The sequence below is a fragment of the Blautia sp. AM23-13AC genome (genome assembly GCF_003435675.1).
Classification (GTDB): domain Bacteria; phylum Bacillota; class Clostridia; order Lachnospirales; family Lachnospiraceae; genus Fusicatenibacter; species Fusicatenibacter saccharivorans.
The window spans coordinates 194,484-213,258 of the sequence record NZ_QTUL01000002.1; the positions used below are offsets into that span (position 1 = coordinate 194,484).

19 protein-coding genes are annotated in these 18,775 nt (G+C 49.8%); 1 reads left to right on the forward strand and 18 read right to left on the reverse strand.

Features of this window, described 5'->3' with window-relative positions; translation table 11 throughout:
• Positions 1-16: 16 nt before the first annotated feature.
• From DW642_RS03315 to DW642_RS03355, 9 genes are all read right to left on the reverse strand, one after another.
• On the reverse strand, positions 17-811 hold the full coding sequence (locus DW642_RS03315) for an RnfABCDGE type electron transport complex subunit B (protein ID WP_117509259.1): 795 nt from the start codon (positions 809-811) through the stop codon (positions 17-19).
• A gap of 13 nt (positions 812-824) precedes the next feature.
• Entirely contained in the window at positions 825-1,400 is a 576-nt protein-coding gene (rsxA, locus tag DW642_RS03320) for an electron transport complex subunit RsxA (RefSeq protein ID WP_022461368.1), read from the reverse strand.
• Positions 1,397-2,101, reverse strand: coding sequence for an electron transport complex subunit RsxE (gene rsxE, locus DW642_RS03325; RefSeq protein ID WP_022461369.1), 705 nt, complete (start codon positions 2,099-2,101; stop codon positions 1,397-1,399). Before rsxE ends, rsxA begins: the two co-directional genes overlap by 4 nt.
• Positions 2,098-2,736 (reverse strand): FMN-binding protein, encoded by a 639-nt coding sequence (locus tag DW642_RS03330; RefSeq protein ID WP_022461370.1) that lies wholly within the window; start codon positions 2,734-2,736, stop codon positions 2,098-2,100. The genes rsxE and DW642_RS03330 overlap by 4 nt, the downstream gene beginning before the upstream one ends.
• Positions 2,733-3,689: an RnfABCDGE type electron transport complex subunit D gene (locus DW642_RS03335; protein WP_117509260.1), complete on the reverse strand. Its 957-nt coding sequence runs from the start codon at positions 3,687-3,689 to the stop codon at positions 2,733-2,735. Before DW642_RS03335 ends, DW642_RS03330 begins: the two co-directional genes overlap by 4 nt.
• A 13-nt stretch (positions 3,690-3,702) precedes the next feature.
• Entirely contained in the window at positions 3,703-5,031 is a 1,329-nt protein-coding gene (gene rsxC / locus DW642_RS03340) for an electron transport complex subunit RsxC (protein WP_117509261.1), read from the reverse strand.
• A 106-nt stretch (positions 5,032-5,137) separates the two neighbouring features.
• On the reverse strand, positions 5,138-5,875 hold the full coding sequence (gene truA / locus DW642_RS03345) for a tRNA pseudouridine(38-40) synthase TruA (protein WP_117509425.1): 738 nt from the start codon (positions 5,873-5,875) through the stop codon (positions 5,138-5,140).
• A gap of 29 nt (positions 5,876-5,904) precedes the next feature.
• Positions 5,905-7,344, reverse strand: a complete 1,440-nt coding sequence (locus tag DW642_RS03350; RefSeq protein WP_117509262.1) for an ATP-binding protein — start codon at positions 7,342-7,344, stop codon at positions 5,905-5,907.
• 87 nt (positions 7,345-7,431) lie between these two features.
• Entirely contained in the window at positions 7,432-8,904 is a 1,473-nt protein-coding gene (locus DW642_RS03355) for a vWA domain-containing protein (RefSeq protein ID WP_117509263.1), read from the reverse strand.
• A 327-nt stretch (positions 8,905-9,231) separates the two neighbouring features.
• Between DW642_RS03355 and DW642_RS16485 the strand changes: the two genes are divergently transcribed.
• The gene (locus DW642_RS16485) at positions 9,232-9,771 is read left to right on the forward strand and encodes an FKBP-type peptidyl-prolyl cis-trans isomerase (RefSeq protein WP_330410098.1); all 540 of its coding nucleotides are present in this window, start codon (positions 9,232-9,234) and stop codon (positions 9,769-9,771) included.
• Positions 9,772-9,888: 117 nt separating this feature from the next.
• Here DW642_RS16485 and DW642_RS03365 read toward each other — a convergent pair whose 3' ends face one another.
• The 9 genes from DW642_RS03365 to DW642_RS03405 form a co-directional block, all read right to left on the reverse strand.
• Positions 9,889-11,889, reverse strand: coding sequence for an ABC transporter permease (locus DW642_RS03365; protein ID WP_117509265.1), 2,001 nt, complete (start codon positions 11,887-11,889; stop codon positions 9,889-9,891).
• Positions 11,882-12,649 carry an ABC transporter ATP-binding protein gene (locus DW642_RS03370; RefSeq protein WP_055219485.1) on the reverse strand — a complete coding sequence of 256 codons (768 nt, stop codon included), beginning with the start codon at positions 12,647-12,649 and terminating at the stop codon, positions 11,882-11,884. The genes DW642_RS03365 and DW642_RS03370 overlap by 8 nt, the downstream gene beginning before the upstream one ends.
• A gap of 146 nt (positions 12,650-12,795) precedes the next feature.
• Complete coding sequence (locus tag DW642_RS03375) at positions 12,796-13,815, reverse strand: sensor histidine kinase (RefSeq protein WP_117509266.1); 1,020 nt, start codon at positions 13,813-13,815, stop codon at positions 12,796-12,798.
• 24 nt (positions 13,816-13,839) lie between these two features.
• Positions 13,840-14,511, reverse strand: a complete 672-nt coding sequence (locus DW642_RS03380) for a response regulator transcription factor (RefSeq protein ID WP_117509267.1) — start codon at positions 14,509-14,511, stop codon at positions 13,840-13,842.
• A gap of 135 nt (positions 14,512-14,646) precedes the next feature.
• Positions 14,647-15,168: a nitroreductase family protein gene (locus DW642_RS03385; protein WP_022461381.1), complete on the reverse strand. Its 522-nt coding sequence runs from the start codon at positions 15,166-15,168 to the stop codon at positions 14,647-14,649.
• A 74-nt stretch (positions 15,169-15,242) separates the two neighbouring features.
• Complete coding sequence (locus tag DW642_RS03390; RefSeq protein ID WP_117509268.1) at positions 15,243-15,467, reverse strand: DUF6472 family protein; 225 nt, start codon at positions 15,465-15,467, stop codon at positions 15,243-15,245.
• A 67-nt stretch (positions 15,468-15,534) separates the two neighbouring features.
• Positions 15,535-16,737, reverse strand: coding sequence for a class I SAM-dependent rRNA methyltransferase (locus DW642_RS03395; RefSeq protein WP_117509269.1), 1,203 nt, complete (start codon positions 16,735-16,737; stop codon positions 15,535-15,537).
• Between the two features lie 136 nt (positions 16,738-16,873).
• Positions 16,874-17,782, reverse strand: coding sequence for a radical SAM protein (locus DW642_RS03400; protein WP_242991110.1), 909 nt, complete (start codon positions 17,780-17,782; stop codon positions 16,874-16,876).
• Positions 17,783-17,871: 89 nt separating this feature from the next.
• Positions 17,872-18,747, reverse strand: coding sequence for a methionyl aminopeptidase (locus tag DW642_RS03405; protein WP_117509270.1), 876 nt, complete (start codon positions 18,745-18,747; stop codon positions 17,872-17,874).
• Positions 18,748-18,775 lie beyond the last annotated feature (28 nt).

Below are 18,775 nucleotides of genomic sequence, written 5' to 3' on the forward strand. Positions count from 1 at the left end.
ATGGAATTTCTCATTTTTATTTTTCTACCATAATACACTTCCGCGGGCAGTTCTCCGCGCAGAGGCCGCAGCCCGTACATTTTGCCGGGTCGATCTCCGCGCGCTGGTCCACAACGTGAATTGCATCCGACGGGCAGTTCTTCTCGCACTTCTTACATCCGATACAGCCGATCTCACACGCTGCCATCACCGCCTTGCCCTTCTCGGTTGAGCGGCATTTCACCGTGATCCTCTGCTCATACGGAATCAGGTCGATCAGATTTCTCGGACAGGCCTTCACGCAGGCACCGCATGCCTTGCACGCTTCGCCGTCCACAACGGCAATGCCGTTTTCAATATGGATCGCATCAAACTTACATGCCTTCACGCAGTTTCCAAAACCAAGACATCCGTTTCCGCAGCTCTTCGGACCGCCGCCCGGTACAAAACCAGCGTAGGAGCAGTCCCTTGCACCCGTGTATTCATACTTGTTCTTTGCCACGTCACACGTACCGGCGCACCGTACCACTGCTTTTCTGCGCTCCTGTGCTCCGGCTTCCTGTCCCATAATGGCACCGATCGCTGCCGCAACCGGCGCTCCGCCGACCGGACAGACCGAAATCGGGGCTTCACCCTTTACCACTGCAGCCGCCGCTCCGTCACAGCCCGGGTAACCGCAGCCGCCGCAGTTGTTGCCCGGCAGCGCTTCACGGACCTTCGTCTCGCGCTCGTCCACTTCCACATAAAACTTCTTTCCGGCAATTCCAAGGAGAATACCAATCAAAAGGCCGGTTCCACCCACCATCAGGGTGGCTGCTAAAATACCATTCATCTCTTCATCCCTCCTAGATCATTCCGGAAAATCCCATAAATGCCATTGACATCAGCATAGCCGTAAGAAGAACGATCGGCATTCCTTTGAATGACTCCGGGATATCGTTGTACTCCATCTTTTCCCGCAGGCCGGCCATCAGCACCATGGCAATTGTAAAGCCGATTGCGGTTGCCAGACCGTAAACCGTACCCTGCAGAATCGTGTAATCCTTCTGTACGTTGATGAGTGCCACACCGAGTACCGCGCAGTTTGTTGTAATCAGCGGAAGGTAAACGCCGAGCGCTCGGTACAGAGACGGAATCGTCTTTTTCAGGAACATCTCAACGAGCTGTACCAGCGCCGCGATGACAAGAATGAAAACGATCGTTTTCAGATAATCAAGTTCTGCCGGTGCCAGGATAAATTTGTAAATCAGACTTGTCACAAATGAAGAAATCGTGAGGACAAAAATAACCGCTCCGCCCATGCCGGCCGCCGTATCCATCTTTTTGGAAACACCGAGGAAAGCACAGATGCCGAGGAACTGGCTTAAGACAACGTTATTGACCAGCGCAGCACCGATGGCAATCAAAATCAGTTCTTTCATTTCGCTTCCTCCTTTCCTTTCACAGCCTGGCAGTATGCCTTATTGGCGCATGCCATACAGCCGGTCTCTTCTGCCGGGACTGCCGGTTTTCCGGTTTTCTCTGACTTCTGGCGTTTGATGCGGTTCTGCACCGCAACGAGCATTGCCAGCACAAGGAATGCACCCGGCGCCATGATGAAGATGTTGACCGGCTCGTAAGCACTCGGCATTACCTGAATACCGAACAGGGTTCCGGCTCCGATCAGCTCACGGAACATACCGATCAGGGTCAGGCCGACGGTAAATCCAAGGCCCATGCCGATACCATCAAATAAAGACGGGATCGGACCATGTTTTCCAGCATATGCCTCGGCGCGTCCCAGGATGATACAGTTTACAACGATCAGCGGGATGTAGATGCCAAGGGCGGAATAGAGTGCCGGAATAAAACCTTCCATCAAAAATTCCACGATGGTTACAAACGATGCCACAACAACGATGTATGCTGGCATACGCACGCCGTCCGGGATGATTTTCCGAAGCAGGGAAATCATCAGGTTGGAGGCGGTCAGGATGACCATCGTCGCAAGGCCCATGCCGATACCGTTCTTTGCAGAAGTGGTAACCGCAAGCGTCGGACACATACCCAGCATCATGACGAAGGTCGGGTTTTCTTTTATGATACCATTATAAAGCCGTTCCAGCGGCGTATCTTTTCTCATGAGTTCCCTCCCTCTCCGGAAAGCAGACCGGATTCGTTGCAGTAGTTAAAACAGCAGATTCCTGCATTGACACCGTTTGTTACAGCGTTCGTTGTCAGAGTTGCTCCGCTCAGCGCATCGATTTCATCATCCGCGGATGCGCCGGATTTTGTGTAGGAGAATGCTTCTACGTTTTTATCCTTGAACTGATTCTTGAAATCGTCTGTGTCGGCACGCATACCAAGGCCGGCCGTCTCGGAAAGTGACAGGAAAGAGATTCCTTTTGTCGTTCCGTCCGATGCAATTCCCATCGAGAACTGCATGCCGCCGCCATAGCCTTCGGTTGTGGAGATGATCTCAACCAGGCCGATCGTCGCGCCGGATGCGTCTTTTGCAAGCAGCAGTTCGTCAATCGTCTGTGCTTCAAAACCGTGGCCGATCAGTGCTGCCGTAAGCTCTGCCTGTTCTGCATCGCTCATTGTTACTTCTTCAAAGGAAGCTGCCTCCGGGAATACGTTCTGACAGGATTCCTGTTTTTCTTTTTCCTGCTGTTTCTGGATCGGCTCTAAGGTTACCTGGTGGGCCGCACCGAGAAGCAGGCCGGCGATCAGCGTAATCGCCGCAAGAATCAGTGCGTTTTTTATAATTTTGTTCATGCTTTTTTCTTGCCTCCTCTTCCGAATCCAACCGGCACGGTCACGCGCTCAATAAGCGGAACCAGAAGGTTGGTAAAGATGATGGCATAGGAAACGCCCTCTGCCGAATTTCCAAAGATACGGAATACACCGGTCAGAAGTCCTAAAATGACCGCGTAGATATACTGTCCCTTCTTTGTGATCGGACGGGTAACGTAATCGGTTGCCATGAACCATGCGCCGAGCATCAGACCACCGCCAAAAAGATGCGCGCCAAGGAAGTTGATATCAAAACCGTGGCCGCCGAAAATCAGGGCAAATAAAAGCTCTGTTCCGATGTAGATGAGCGGAATATTGAGGTCAATCACATGAATGCAGACAAGGAAAATGCCGCCAATCAGAAGGGCCAGTGCGGAAGTCTCACCGATCGTTCCGGCCGTATTCCCAAGGAACATGGACAGCAGATTCACCTGCTCTCCTGCTTTTGCTGCGGCAAGCGGTGTCGCACCGGATACGGTATCCACAAGATGTGCGGCTGCCGGGGCAGCGAAGTTGGTCATATGACCCGGGAAGGAAATCAAAAGGAAGCATCTTCCTGCAAGCGCCGGGTTCATAATGTTCTGGCCAAGACCGCCGAAAAGCTGTTTTACGACGAGAATTGCAAACACACCGCCGATCACCGGCATCCAAAGAGGCGCCTGCACCGGCATGTTCATGGCCAGCAGAAGGCCGGTTACCAGTGCACTGCCGTCGGCAATCGTCACCGGTTTCTTCATTCCTTTTTCATACAGATATTCCGTCAGGGGACAGACTGCCATCGAAATCGCAATCAAAAGCAGTGCCCGAAGGCCGAAATTCCAGACTCCCACGCAGGCTGCCGGGGCAAGGGCAAGCAGGACGGCAAACATGATTTTGTCTGTCGTCACCTTGGACCGCGCGTGTGGGGAAGATGATACGTGTAATAATCCATTCATATGTAAGATCCCCCTATTTCTTCTTTCTCTTTGCCAGAAGCACTTTACGCATTGAGCTGATTTCCTGCGTCAGCGGACGTCTTGCCGGGCAGATAAAGGAACAACAGCCACATTCACAGCACTCCATTCCGCCGTATTTCAGGAACTTCTCTTTCTCTCCGTGCTCCGCAAAAACGGAAAGGCGGGCCGGAAGAATCTGACCCGGACAGACGGAAACGCAGCGTCCGCAGTTGATGCAGGCAGATGGTGCCAGCGCAGATACTTCATCCTCGGTGAGGCAGGTCAGTGCAGATGTTGTCTTGGTTACAGGAACCTCCATTATAAACAGGGCTTTTCCCATCATCGGACCGCCGCAGATGATCTTGGATGCCTCGTTTTTCAGACCACCTGCCTGCTCTAAAAGTTCGGATAAGAGCATGCCGACCGGCACTTCAAAGTTGCACGGATTCTGTACGGCATCTCCTGTCACGGTAACGATACGGCTCATCAGCGGTTCGCCGAAGCGGACTGCCTGGTAAATAGCGGTCACGGTATCGATGTTATCCACGATACAGCCCGCGTCCGCCGGCAGCATGGAGGAATTTACCTTTCGCCCCGTTGCTGCATAGATCAGCATACGCTCGGCACCCTGCGGGTATTTCGTTTTAAGTTCCAGAACCTCAATGTTATCCTCCGGAAGCAGCAGCTCACGGAACTTCACGATACAGTCCGGTTTGTTGTCTTCAATGCAGATGACTCCCTTTGCCCTCGGGAACATATGCAGCATAATTTTTAAACCTCCGATCACCTTTTCCGGCTTCTCGATCATTCTGCGGTAGTCGCTTGTCAGATATGGTTCGCACTCGGCACCGTTGACAAGAATGTGGTCAATCGCTGACGGATCTTTCGGTGATACCTTGACGTGTGTCGGGAAACCCGCACCTCCCATTCCGACGATTCCGGCTTCTTTGATCTTCTTCCGGATCGTATCTGCGTCGAGTTTTTCCCAATGAGGGCACTCCTCAAATGCTTCTTTTTCATACATCCCATCGTTCTCCACAACGATGCAGTCCACCGGAGAACCGGCCGCGGAAACTTTTTTCTCAATTCCTTTTACCATGCCGGAAACCGATGCGTAAACAGGAGCCGAAACAAATCCTCCCGCTTCTGCGATTTTCTGTCCCGCTTTTACATGGTCGCCTTTTTGTACGGTCGGCACAGCAGGCGCTCCGATGTGCTGTGACACTGCGTAATACAATAAGTTGCCCGGCTGCGCTTTGACAATCGGTTTGTCCTTGGAGAGCTCTTTTCCCTCGTACGGGTGAACGCCGCCATGAAAAGTATTTCTTTTCTTCTGAAACATGCTTTTCACCTCATCCTTTCTCTTTTCTATGCTGCATTTATCAATTCACAGCCTTTTTTCGGTTTTTTATGCAAAAAAGGCTGGTGCATTGCCCTGATTATTTCGGTTATTCATATCGGACTTCTTTTAACAGGAGTCCGCATGCCGGTGCAAGAAAACCCGCACTTTCGCGATTTTTTGCTTTGAGAAGCTCCATCATTGATGCGATATCCCGTTTTCCCATCCCGGCCTCCACAAGTGTTCCGGTCAGGATCCGCACCATGTGGTACAGAAAACCGGTTCCGGTATAGGAAATGATAAGAATCCCGTCTTTCTCGCAGAAATCAATTCCGGTAATCGTCCGTACTGTCGATTTTTTCATACGTTTGTTGGCACAGAAGCTCCTGAAATCATACGTTCCGATAAACGCTTTCGATGCTTCTTTCATTTTTTCCACATCGAGCGGTGCTTCCGGAAAATACACGTATTTCCGCTCGAAAACATGCTTTCTGCCATCGATCACGATACGGTATTCGTATGTTTTGTCCACCGCATTCAGACGGCTGTGGAAGCGCTCCGGCATCCGCGCGAGGCTGGTGACTTCGATGTCTTCCGGCAGATAATGGTTGATTGTCTGCAGAAGTTCTTCATCGGATAGATCCGTATGGAACTTTGCATTTGCGACCTGTCCCGCCGCATGGACGCCGGCATCGGTTCTGCCCGCGCCGTGGATCTCCACCGGCTCTCCTGCGATTCTGGACAGCAGCGTTTCGAGCTTGCCCTGAATCGTGTTGTCCGTATTTCCCTGCTTCTGCCAGCCGTTATAGCGCGTGCCATCGTACTGCAGGATCATTTTATAATTCATCTTTTTCTCCTTTCCAAAGTGGCCGCTTATCATTCGGCATCCATGCTTTTCTCAATCAAAAAGCTCCGTAACGCTGGACTTCGCGCCAGATTTGCTTCAAACAGCACCACTTCTGCTCCGCCCGGAAAGCTGTTCTGTAAAAATTCAGCGGCACGGCGGATCTGCAGTTTCACATTCTTTACTTCCTTCTCCACTTTTTCCTGTTCCAGTTCACATACCGTTTCAAAAAGCTCTTTCATCTGATCTGAATCGGTTTTGCGACATTTTTTAGCGGTCTCCTCGAGTTTTTTTAACTTTTTCAAGACCCGCGCATTCGTTTCTTCCTCGCCCTTTTTCAGCAGTCCCTGCTGTTTGCACACTGCAAATCCCTGCTCTTTCTGTTGTAGCCAGGATGCGTATGTCTCATCTTTTTTCTGCCTGCAAAGCCCGGTAAACTGGCGAAAGCACTCGGAGAGCTCCTTTGCCGTATGCTCCTGCTTCTGGCAGCCGGATGCCTCTTTCTGAAGTGCCGCATGAAACAGAGACAGCAGTACAGATCGCTCTTCTGCGGAACCATTTGCCGCCATCTTCTGTTTTTCTGCCATGATTTTTCCGGAAAATGCACCGGTCAGAATCTCCTCTACACCGTAATCCTGTCCATATTTTTCGTAAATCCTGTAGTACGAGCTGAATTCCTCCGTCGTCTTTTCTTCCTGCAAATATTGTCCGATCAGTGCTTCGTCGACCGGAAAATGCAGGATTTCATAACTTTTCAGCACTGCCGACAAATCCTCCCAGCCGCGTGCTGTCACAAAACGCTTCTCATCCGCTTCCTGCGAAACAGAATAAAAATGGTCACTGTGTGCCATAAGGTACGTTGTCACGGCGCTGTGGATCTGATTTTTCTCTGCATAGGAAAGCCACACGGAAAGCTCGGGAACCACCTCGATCTTCCGCACACGGTCGAGCGTTGCCACATCAAATTCCCGCACAGATTTATTATATTCCGGCGGATTTCCGGCGGCCACGATCAGCCAGTCATCCGGGATGTGCTGATTGCCGAATTTTTTGTCCTGCAAAAGCTGCAGCATTACCGGAGCGAGGGTCTCGGAGACGCAGTTAATTTCATCGAGAAAGAGGATACCCCGCTTCTTTCCGGTCTGCTCCATGCAGTCATAGATCGAGGCGATGATCTCGCTCATCGTGTATTCCGTTGTATGTACCGTTTTCCCTTCGATTTCACGTTTGCAGATCTCCGGAAGGCCCATGGCACTCTGACGCGTATGGTGTGTCATCGTGTAGGCGACAAGCCCCACACCGCACTCTTCTGCGATCTGCTCCATAATTGCCGTTTTTCCGATGCCCGGCGGGCCGATCAGGAGAATGGGACGCTGCTGCCGGAGGGGAACCAGTGGAAAACCAATTTCATCTCTTGCAAAGTATGCGCGCAGGGCTGTTTCAATTGTCTCTTTTGCTTCTTGTATGTTCATATGATCTCTCTTATCTTATGCACTCTTTATGTACTCTCGAAATCTTTCTGTGTTTGATTTTGCGAGATGCTTTTTTGTCAGTTTTGTTCAAAGAGTACATTCTTCTGTCAGCAGTTTTTTTGCCCATTTTGGGACAAGATTCATTTTTTCGGTCTGTCTGACAAAGACAAATGCCGTCTCGTAATCGGGCTTTTGTTCGGGATAAATTCCGTCTCCGTCGGTAAAATAGATCAACGCTTTTAAGTTTCGGAATACATGCTGTTTCCGCAACTCTTCCACTTTCTGAAAGACAGGACGGAAATCGGTTCCGCCTCGGCCCTTGATGATAATTGTTTCACGGTAAGCTTCCCATTCTTTCGGTGAATGGATCATCGTGACATCCTGCACGAAGCTGTCGCACTGGATCAGGCAGACGTTCCATCGGGAAAAGAAGTTTTCTTTTTCTTCAAGAATGCTGCGCGTCTCACCAAGGAACTTTGCTACAATTTCTTTTTTGCACGAACCGGATGTGTCGATCGCGATAACCAGCTCTTCGAGACGGTTTCCCTCGCGCGTCTCCGGCGGCTCGATGAAAGGGAAATTTCCGTAATACATAAGCCCATAATGGTAAGCGACTGGATCGAAGCTGTCGAGATCCAGCTCCATTTCCTCGCGGGTAACGGTAAAGCGTTTCAGGAAGCGGCGGTAATCGTACGCTCTTTTTTCGATCCCGGACAGGGTTTCTTTTTTTCCACCACGGTTCTGGCCTCGCCGCAGGCCGCCGGTGCCGTAGTTTTCCGCCAACTTGCGGGAAGCACGTTTCCAGACTGATTGAAAAGACTCGATAAGTTCCGGTTCTTTTCCCGGCACCAGCCATGAAACCGGAGACTGTTTTTCTTTTTCCGGCATCAGCCATGAAACCGGGGGCTGTTCTTTTTTTTCCGGCTCCGGTGTTTCTTTCCCAAACCGGCGGATGCATTCCAGCAGCAGGTGCTGATAGCCTTCCTTGAGGAACGATGAATTTTCGGCACACATGCAGAGTACAAAATCGGAGTTAAAATATATCGTATGACCGTCGGATGTGATGGCTTTTGTCCTGTCGGATGGCTGATGCTGAAAGAAAAGAATCGCTTCACCAAGTTCCGGGTACAGCCAGCAGAGGTTTTTGCGGGCTTCTTCGAAAAGCCGGAGCGCCAGCGCTTCTTTTTCTTTTGTGGGCTTTTCTTTTTGAAACGCAGCTTCTGTTTTTCTGCTTTCCGTATTCTCCTGCATCGGATCCTGTGAGCTCCGGTTCAGGAGAATGCGGAAGGCCTGCCATTTCTGCTGGTCGGCAGCAAGGTTGAGAAAACGTTTTCGGTCTGCATCGGACAGCCATCCGGTCTGCAGAATACGTTCCAGCTTTGAAAAATCATCCTCACGAATCAGCATTTCGACAGCGGGACGGATGCGTTTCCGCAGGTATGCGGTATATGCGGCTCGCTGTTCTTCCGGAAGATCCTGCAATTCACAAAAGCCGGAAAGTGCAGCCCGGAGGCGCTGCTGTTCGGATGTCGTCGTTCTGAAACTACTCCAGTCATCCATTTTATTCACTCCCTTACTCGTCGCGTTTTCTCACTTGCACTCAATCTTACGCTGCCGCGTAAGCGACATTCGTCGTTCGCCAACTGAAAATAAATTTTCGTTTGACTCACTTGCACTCAATCTTACGCTGCCGCGTAAGCGACATTCGTCGTTCGTCAAATGAAAATAAATTTTCATTTGACTCACTTGCACTCATTATATCGTCATTTTTGAGCATTGACAATGTTGGATCGTGTTATTTTTTTCACACTTTTACCATATTTTTATGATATACTTGATATTATAAAATACGATTGCAGTCGTAAAAGTGCAAAGGAGATCCTTTTTATGAACAAAGAAAACAGAAAAGCTGCCAAGGAACGGCGTGCCAAAGAGCGGGAGCACGAAGCGAAAGTAGCGCATTACAAAAAGATCTGGAGCTGGGCCGGACCGGCTCTGATTGTCGTTGTGATCGTCGGCCTTATTATTGCCAGCGTACTCGATTCCAAACGACTCTCTGTCAAAAGTGCCTCGGAGGATACCTCCACAGCCTCATCGGCCGCATCCGCCTCATCAGCCTCCACTTCGGCTTCTGCCTCTTTGCAGACCGACACTTCCCTTACCATCGAGGACGGTGATACCGTCAATATCGACTATGTCGGCTCCATTGACGGCGTGGAATTCCAGGGAGGAAACACAAAAGGAAACGGCGCTGATCTTGTGATCGGCTCCCACACTTACATCGATAACTTTGAAGAACAGCTCATCGGTCATCACCCGGGCGACAACGTAGATGTAACCGTCACTTTCCCGGAAGACTATGGAAAAGACGAACTCAACGGAAAAGAAGCTCTTTTCAAAGTTACCGTCAACGGCATTTATAAATAGAACAGCAAAAAAGACATCCTCCACAGATTTTCCGTCTGCGCCGGATGTCTTTTTCTCATCGTTTTTTGTTAAGTTTTTTTCAAAGCCGCGCTGATGTTTTAAAAAAAGTACATCTTCTTATTCCACAATTTTGTAATACGCCCGCGCCGTCAGCACATAGACGATCAGGTAAACCACGGCAAACGCCGCAATCGTAATCGCTGTTGCAGCCAGGAACAGATTGCTGTCCGGGAAATTCAGCATTGCCATGATACGCCTGGTCAATGGAAACGCTACCATTGTATGCACCACGGCCACCGCGAGCGGCAGGAAAAAGACCGTTACCACCTGTGACTGAATCGTCTGACGGATTTCTTTGCGGCTCATGCCGACCTTCTGCATAATCTGGAACCGTTTTCGGTCATCGAAGCCTTCTGAAACCTGCTTGTAATAGATAATCATAACAGCACCCATCAAAAACAGCGCGCCGACGAAAACACCTAAAAACAGAAGTGAACCATACAGACTGTAAACCGTATTGCGCTCTTTTTCGCGCACTTCCACCCATCCGTTAAAAGATGATTCCGTCAGTATCGTCTCAATCTCATCTCCAACTGTGATCTGTTCGCCAGCATCCCCGATAAGATCCAGAGCATATTCCCAACTGTATCCTTCTGGCTCCTTTCCCTGCACAGCCGCATACGCTTCCTTTGCTTCATGGTTCCGCGTCACCACCGTCATTGTCTCATACACCTGCGTCTTCTCATCCAGAATGTACGATTTTTTATCGGTATTCCATTTTTTTACTTCATACATCTGATTTCCCAGTTCAATCGTGTCATATCCATAATTTTTCTGTTTTGCCTGAAAAACCAGAGCCTGCCCTGGTTCCAGCTCTACCTGTTCGCCGGTTACCTGATTGTACTCCGACTCTTCCATGATTTTTATCAGTGTGCTCGCCGCAGCATCATCTGACTGTGTTTTTTCTACTTTGTTTCTATCTACAGCAGCAAGCATAACATAGTATCTCTGATCACTTTCATACTTTTTTCTGAGCTGCTTTTCTTCCAGATGCTGATCAATCCCAGTTTTCACTTCCTCTATCATCTTCTGACTGACCGGCTCCACCGTCTTCATAATGCCGCTCACGCCAGTATTTGCTTCGATCGAAATCTGATGTGGAAACCGCGTATAGGTAACCTCCTCAATTCCCGTCCACAGACATGTGCTGATGGAGATAACCAGAAGCACACCCGTTGACAGAATACAGATATTCGCAAGACCGACCGCATTTTGCTTCATGCGGTACAGCATGCCCGAAATGCTTGTAAAATGGCGTGTCTGGTAATAGTAATTCTTGTTTTTCTTCAGAATTTTCAAAAATGCAATACTTCCAGCAGAAAACAGGCAGTACGTTCCCACCATAACCAAAGCGATTGCATTAAAAAACTTATCAAGTGCATCCATCGAGGATTGGCAGGTCAGAGCCAGATAATAGCCAACACCAAGAAGCATGAATCCAAGAACCGCCGTCAAAAGCTTCGTTTTCGGTTCCCGCTCACCCTGCGCGCCGCCGTGCAGCAGTTCGACCGGCTGTGAGACGTGGATCTGGCGAAGGCTTAAGAGAAAATTGATCACAAAAGTCAGGCCGAACAGCAGCATCGTACTTCCCACGGCTTTTGCACTGAACGCAAAACCAATTGTTCCGTTCAGTCCGGTCAGCTTCATCAGCACCAGAAACAGCAGGCGGTACAGCAACACACCGAGCAGAATACCGATTCCAAGCGATGCCGCCCACAGATACAGACTCTCAAAAAAGAGGATCTTCGCCAGATGCTTTTTCTCCATGCCGAGAATCTGGAACAGACCGAACTCTTTTTTTCTTCTTTTTGCCAGAAAACTGTTGCTGTAGATCAGAAAAATCACCGCGAACAGGCCAATGATATAGGTTCCCATCCCCATCACTGTCAGGATCGTATCTTTTCCGATCATGGAATCAAAGCCACTTCCCTGCGCCAGTGTATCCATGATAAAAAACATCACCACCGTGCCGATGCATGACAGCAGATACGGAAGAATATTCTGACGGTTTTTGCTCAAATTTGTTTTTGCCAGTCTGGCATACAGCAGATTATTCATCCCGTTCACCACCCGTCGCAAGAATTGTCAACGTATCGGAGATCTTCTGATACATCTCATCGCGCCCTAAAGAACCGCGATACAGCTGGTGGAAGACCTCGCCGTCCTTGATGAACAGCACACGCTTCGCCGAGCAGGCCGCCTTCACACTGTGCGTTACCATAACAATCGTCTGGCCCTCCTCGTTGATCTCCCCGAACAGTTTCATGAGGCCATCCGCTGCATGGGAATCGAGCGCGCCGGAAGGCTCATCCGCAAGAACCAGCTCCGGATTGGTAATCAGCGCACGCGCAACGGCTGCACGCTGCTTCTGTCCGCCGGACACCTCATATGGGTATTTATTGAGGATCTGGGTGATGCCGAGTTTTTTCGCAATCGGCTCTGCCCGAAGACTCATCTCCTCGTATTTTTTTCCTTCCAGCACGAGCGGCAGATAAATGTTGTCACGCAGGGAAAAGGTATCGAGCAGGTTGAAGTCCTGGAACACGAAACCTAAATTTTCGCGGCGGAATCCGGCAATCTCCTTCTCCTTTAATTCGCCGAGATTCTTTCCATTTAACCGCACCTGTCCGCCGGTTGGCTTGTCTAGTGCTGCGAGCAGGTTCAGAAGCGTCGTTTTTCCGCTTCCCGATTCGCCCATGATTGCAACAAATTCGCCCCGTTCCACTGTAAAATTAACGTCTTTCAACGCTTCCACCCGGTTGCTGCCAAGGCGCGTGGTATATGTTTTTTTCAGATGTTCTACTTCCAGAATTGCCATGTCACATTTTCCTTTCTGTCTGAACTGTTTTCTTAATTGACAAGGCTTATTATACCCGTCCGCGCCCTCTTCTGCCTTAGGATCATCTTACAAAAAGACCGGCAACCTTACATTTCTGTAAGATTCCCGGCGAAGCTCTCTATGTACTACAGGGATACGGTATCCAGCCCAAGATACACCTTCGTTCCCACTCCCATCTCCGACTCGATGCGGATGGTATGCGAAAGTTTCTCCATGATCTGGCGGCACAGATACAGTCCGATGCCCGTTGACCGCTTGTCTGCGCGGCCGTTGCAGCCCGTGTAGCCTTTTTCGAAAATCCGCGGCAGATCCTCCGGCGCAATGCCGATGCCGGTGTCCTCAATCACCAGCGTTTTTGGTGCATCCGGTGACAGATAGATGTGAATGCTTCCACTTTTCGTGTATTTCAGCGCATTTGACAGAATCTGCTCCAGCACAAAGACGAGCCATTTTTCATCTGTCAGCACCTCGCAGTGCACCGGCTCGTAGGAAAGGATAATCTTCCGGCGGATAAAAAGCGGAGCATATTTCCGCACAGCCTGGCGGATCAGCGCATCCAAATCGTACCTTGCAAAGACAAGATCCGATGTCATTTTTTCCATGCGCAGGTACTGCAGCGCCATCTGCACATACTGCTCCGTCTGGAAAAGTTCGCTCTGCATTTCACGCGAAAGCGGCGTATCCTCCTCCTGCAGAAGCAGCCGCATCGCCGCAATCGGCGTTTTGATCTGATGGGTCCACATCGTGTAATACTCCATCATATCGCGGTATTTCTGCTCCATCTTAATCTGTTCTTCCTGAAACTGCCGCTCATAGGATGCGATGATCTGCTGGTAATCCCGCGCCAGAAGCCCGTCCGCCTCCGGAAGCGCTTCTGTTTTGCCCTGCGGTTCGGCGGCAAGGAGTGCTAAGACCAGATGATGTTTCCGGTACTTCCCATAATGAAAGCAAAAACCTGTGGCTCCGACAGCAGCCATCAGCACGATCATATAAACGGTGACATCCTGCGGCACATTGCGCAGAAAACAGAGGAGTGAAAATACTCCTATAAAAGCGGCAATCCGCACGGCCGATGCAAGATGCTCTTTCAAATACCAGTTAAGAAGTGTAACCTCCTGCCGGATTCCCTCTTTCTGTTGTTCCATCCTCTTTCTCCTGTTCTGCTTCCGTCATGCGATCAGGTAGCCGACACCCTTTTTCGTCTGGATAAAGTCTGTAAGTCCTGCCTCCTCCAGTTTTTTCCGCAAGCGCGTGACGTTGACTGTCAACGTGTTGTCATCTATAAAGCTGTCCGACTCCCACAGATGCATCATCAGCATATCGCGGCTGACGGCTTTTCCTTTATTTTCGAGAAGGGACTGCAGAATGCGCCACTCATTTTTTGTCAGCTCAATTCGCTTTCCCCGGTAATTCAGCACACCACTTCCCGTATCGAGCATGGCACCGCGGTGCTCGAGGAAATTCGTTTCTCCGGCAAATTCGTAGGTGCGGCGGAGCATCGCCTGGACTTTGGCGGTCAGGACACTTAAATCAAACGGCTTCGCGATAAAGTCATCGCCGCCCATATTAACGGCCATAATAATGTTCATGTTGTCCGATGCAGAAGAAAGAAAAATTACCGGCACTTTCGAGACCTTTCGAATCTCCTGGCACCAGTGAAATCCGTTAAAAAAGGGAAGATGAATGTCCATCAGCACTAATTGCGGATTTTTCACGGCAAATTCGGCGAGAACACTGGAAAAATCCTGTACGCAGAACGCATCCATGCCCCAGGAAACCAGGCTCTGCTGCACGGCGCGGGCGATGACTTCATCATCTTCTACAATCATAATTCGATACATGGCTGTTCCTCTGTTGTCTCTAGCAAAGCGGATATTCGCAATCCGCTTCGCTACTTGCTTGATTCGGTTAAAAATATAGACTCCGGGCGGGTGTTTTCAACGCACAGCCGCTCCCGGAGCCGTTTTCGCAGATGATTATACTCTTACAATATAATCTGCTTTTCTTTCTTTTGCCTCCGGGTACTCACAGTCGCGATAGCCGAGGATGCAGTGGCCGATGCCAACATAATTTTCGGAAAGTCCCCACTCTTTTAAGAGGGCTTTTCCCTCCGGGCTCGCGAACTCTTCTTTTGCACGATGGATCCAGCAGGAATCCACACCAACGGCATGTGCTGCCAGCATCAGATTTCCCATGACAAGAGAGCCGTCCTCCACATAAGTTCCGCGCTCCGGGTCAGCAAGCACGATCAGAACGGTCGGAGCGCCGTAGAACGGATCGGATGTTGTACCCATAACAGCTGCATTCATTTTCGAAAGCTTTGCAATCAGCTCCGGTTTCTGTACCACAACAATCACCGGCGACTGTTTTCCCATGCCGGTTGCCGCATACGTTCCGGCCTCCAGAATTGCATCGAGCTGCTCATCGGTAATCTGCTCCGCTTTGTATTTGCGGATGCTTCTTCTTGTTTTGATTGCATTTAATACTTCGTTGTTCATGGTAAAAATCCTCCTGTTCTTTTTTTGTTTTTATCGCAAACGCCGCAGCTTTGTATACCGGACGCATTGCCTGCCTACATCTGTTTCCGCACAATCCGATACTCATCGCCGAGCTGGTAGTACGGACAGTCGTAAAATTTATCCTGCAGAAAACGTGCCATCTCATCCTCATCAAGATCGACCTCGCAGGTGTAGCACTCATACTCCTCATCATACACAAAATTGCCGCACGACTCACAGCTTGTGGCCATCTGGCGGGAGTGCTTTTTCTTTTGTGCATGGGGTGTTGGTTCTATCATATGGCAATTCCTCCCATTTCTTACACTTCGCTTTTCCGTTTCGGCGCTTCCGGCAGAGGAAGAATTTCTATTTTTCATCCACCACCTGGAAGATGTAAAATTTCAGGTAATAGGACTCATCCGCCGCCCACAGAATTGGATGATCCGGGGCCTGGGTGCGGTATTCTACCTGACGAAGGCGTTTGTGGACGTTGTGAGCCGCCTGGTTGATGGTTTTCGTGAAGAGTTCGTAGTCCATAAAGTGGGAACACGAACAGGTGCACAGATAGCCGCCGTCTTTGACCAGTTTCATGCCGCGCAAATTGATTTCACGATATCCCTTGATTGCGTTTTTGATAGAGTTTCTTGATTTTGTGAAGGCCGGCGGATCAAGGATAACGACGTCGAATTTTTCTCCCTCTTTTTCAAGACGTGGCAACAGTTCAAAGACATCCTCGCACACGAAAGATGCTACGTTTTCCAGACCATTTAAGGCTGCGTTTTTCCGTGCCTGCTCTATACCGAGCTCTGATGCATCAACGCCGATAACTTCCTTTGCTCCTGCATATGCCGCATTCAGTGCAAACGATCCGGTATGGGTAAAGCAGTCGAGCACTCTCGCGTCCTTGCAGAGCTTCTGCACAGCCAGACGGTTGTATTTCTGATCCAGGAAGAAACCAGTTTTCTGGCCGTCCTTGACATCGACGAGATAGTGGACACCATTCTCGACGATTTCCACGCTGGTGTCAAACGGCTCGGAGAGAAATCCTTTCACACGCTCCATGCCCTCCTGCTCACGCACTTTTGCATCACTTCGCTCAAACACGCCGCGGATCTTAACCCCGTCAGCTGCCAGAACCTCCTCCAACAGGCGGATAATCGTCATTTTCATTTTGTCGATACCAAGTGCCAGTGACTGAACGACCAGCACATCGGAGAATTTATCCACTACGAGTCCCGGCAGGAAGTCTGCCTCGCCAAAGATCAGGCGGCAGCTTGATGTGTCTGTCACTTTTTTGCGGTATTCCCAGGCATCCTGCACTCTTTTTCTCAAAAATGCTTCATCGATTTCCTGGTCGATATTTCTTGTCATCATACGGATGCGGATTTTGGAATGCTCGTTGATAAAACCTCGTCCCATCGGGTATCCGTCGAAGTCGCGCACCAGCACGATATCTCCGTTTTCATATGCTCCTAAAATCGAAGCGATCTCATTATCAAAAATCCAGGCTCCGCCCTGCTTTAAGGCGCGGCCCTCTCCTTTTTTCAGTGTTACAACTGCGTTGCTCAAAAGTTTTTCCTCCTTAAAACAATATAGTTAGTCATATCTAATCATAGACAACTGTGTTTTGCTTGCATTCACAAAACCGCGCTTCCAGCGCTTTTTGCTGCTGCGCAGCTCCTTTTTGCACGAGTGAACTATAACGTCAGATTCCTCTTCCATCAAACTCCGGAATGAAACTCTCCTCAGCCACCGGGCCTTCCTGTAAAAAGGCGTTGGTGACGCCGAGGGAAAACGTATAGTCCAGCAGACGCTCATACTCCCGTTTTGTCGTTTTCCGGTTCAGCGGACTTATGTTTTCCACCTGCGGAAGCGGCGTGTACTGGCTCATGAGGCTCAGCCAGACGGTATCGCCGTACGTCTCATAGACGTATTTTACCACAGCTTTTGCATTTTTTACAGCACCGGGCAGCAATAAATGGCGCACAATCACACCTTTTTTCATCAGACCATTCTCATCGAATACAGCCTCTCCTGTCTGACGCACCATTTCCGCCAGCGCCCGTTTTGCTGTTTCCGGGTAATCTTCTGCCCGCGAGTACACTTTTGCAAGGGAGGAGTCCATATACTTAAAATCTGTCAGATAAATATCGATCAGCCCATCCAGGGCCTGCAGGGCTTCCACGCTCTCATACCCGCCGCAGTTATACACAACCGGCACGGTAAGTCCCTTTTTCTTTGCCTGAAAAAGTGCCTCCCGGATCTGCAGCACGTAGTGGCTTGGTGTCACAAGATTGATATTGTTTGCATTCTGTGCCTGCAGCTCCAGAAAAATGTCCGAAAGCCGCCCGATCGAAATCACTTTTCCGCTCTCCATCTCCGCAATATGATGGTTCTGACAGTAAACACACCGCAGATTACATCCGGAAAAGAAAACCGTCCCTGACCCCGTCGTCCCGGAAATACACGGCTCCTCCCAGAAATGCAGTGCAGCCCGCGCCGCCGCAACCCCGGAGGGCGCCTTACAATATCCCGTCTTTCCATGCTCCCGGTCCGCTCCGCACTTCCGCGGACAAACCCGGCACCGGCTCATCTCCAGTTCCAAATCCTGCATCGTATTTCTCCCTTTTCTCTTTAGAAAAAAGCCGTGTCTCCGGAAAATAGTTCTTCCACAGACACAGCTTTCATATTTCTATGCGTCAATTAATATGCCAGAATTTCATATCCATCTTCTGTTACCGCAACCGTAACCTCCCACTGGGCTGACGGTGCGCCGTCCTCAGTGTAGACAGTCCAGTCGTTGTCGGAGTCGATGAAGATTTCATCGGTTCCGAGATTGATCATAGGCTCAATGGTGAATACCATGCCCGGTACGAGCAGCATTCCGGTATCGCGTCTTGTGACATAGCTGACGAACGGATCCTCGTGGAACTCCAGACCGACGCCATGGCCACCGATGTCACGGACAACTTTATAGCCCTGGCTCTGGGCAAATTCATTGATTACCGCGCCGACATTGCCGAGGCGGTTGAACGGGCGTACTTCAGAGAGTCCAAGCTGTACGGCTTTTAACGTATCTTCCACCAGCTTCTTCGAAACATCATCTACATCGCCGATGCAGAACATACGGGAAGAATCGGAAAAATATCCCTTATAAATAGTAGAAACATCGACGTTGATGATGTCTCCGTCCTGCAGAATTTCCTCCTCATTCGGAATTCCATGGCATACCGCATCGTTGATGGAGGTACACACGCTCTTCGGAAATCCTTCATAATTCAGCGGTGCTGCAATTCCGCCGAGTTCTTTTGTCTTTTCTGCGACCAGACGGTCGATATCTTCCGTACTCATGCCTGCATGAATGTTTTCGGCCACATAATCCAGAACTGCAATATTGACAAGACCGCTTTCACGAATTCCATCGATCTGATCCGGTCTTTTGATAATTTTCTTCGGCGGAATTTTCCATCCCTTTAATTTATAAGAATTGATTTTCTCATCCAGCGCCAGATGGCAGTCTTTGTACTTCTTCCCGCTGCCGCACCAGCAGGGATCATTTCTTCCAATTTTTTTCAGCATAATGTTCTATCCTCTTTCTGAACGCGGA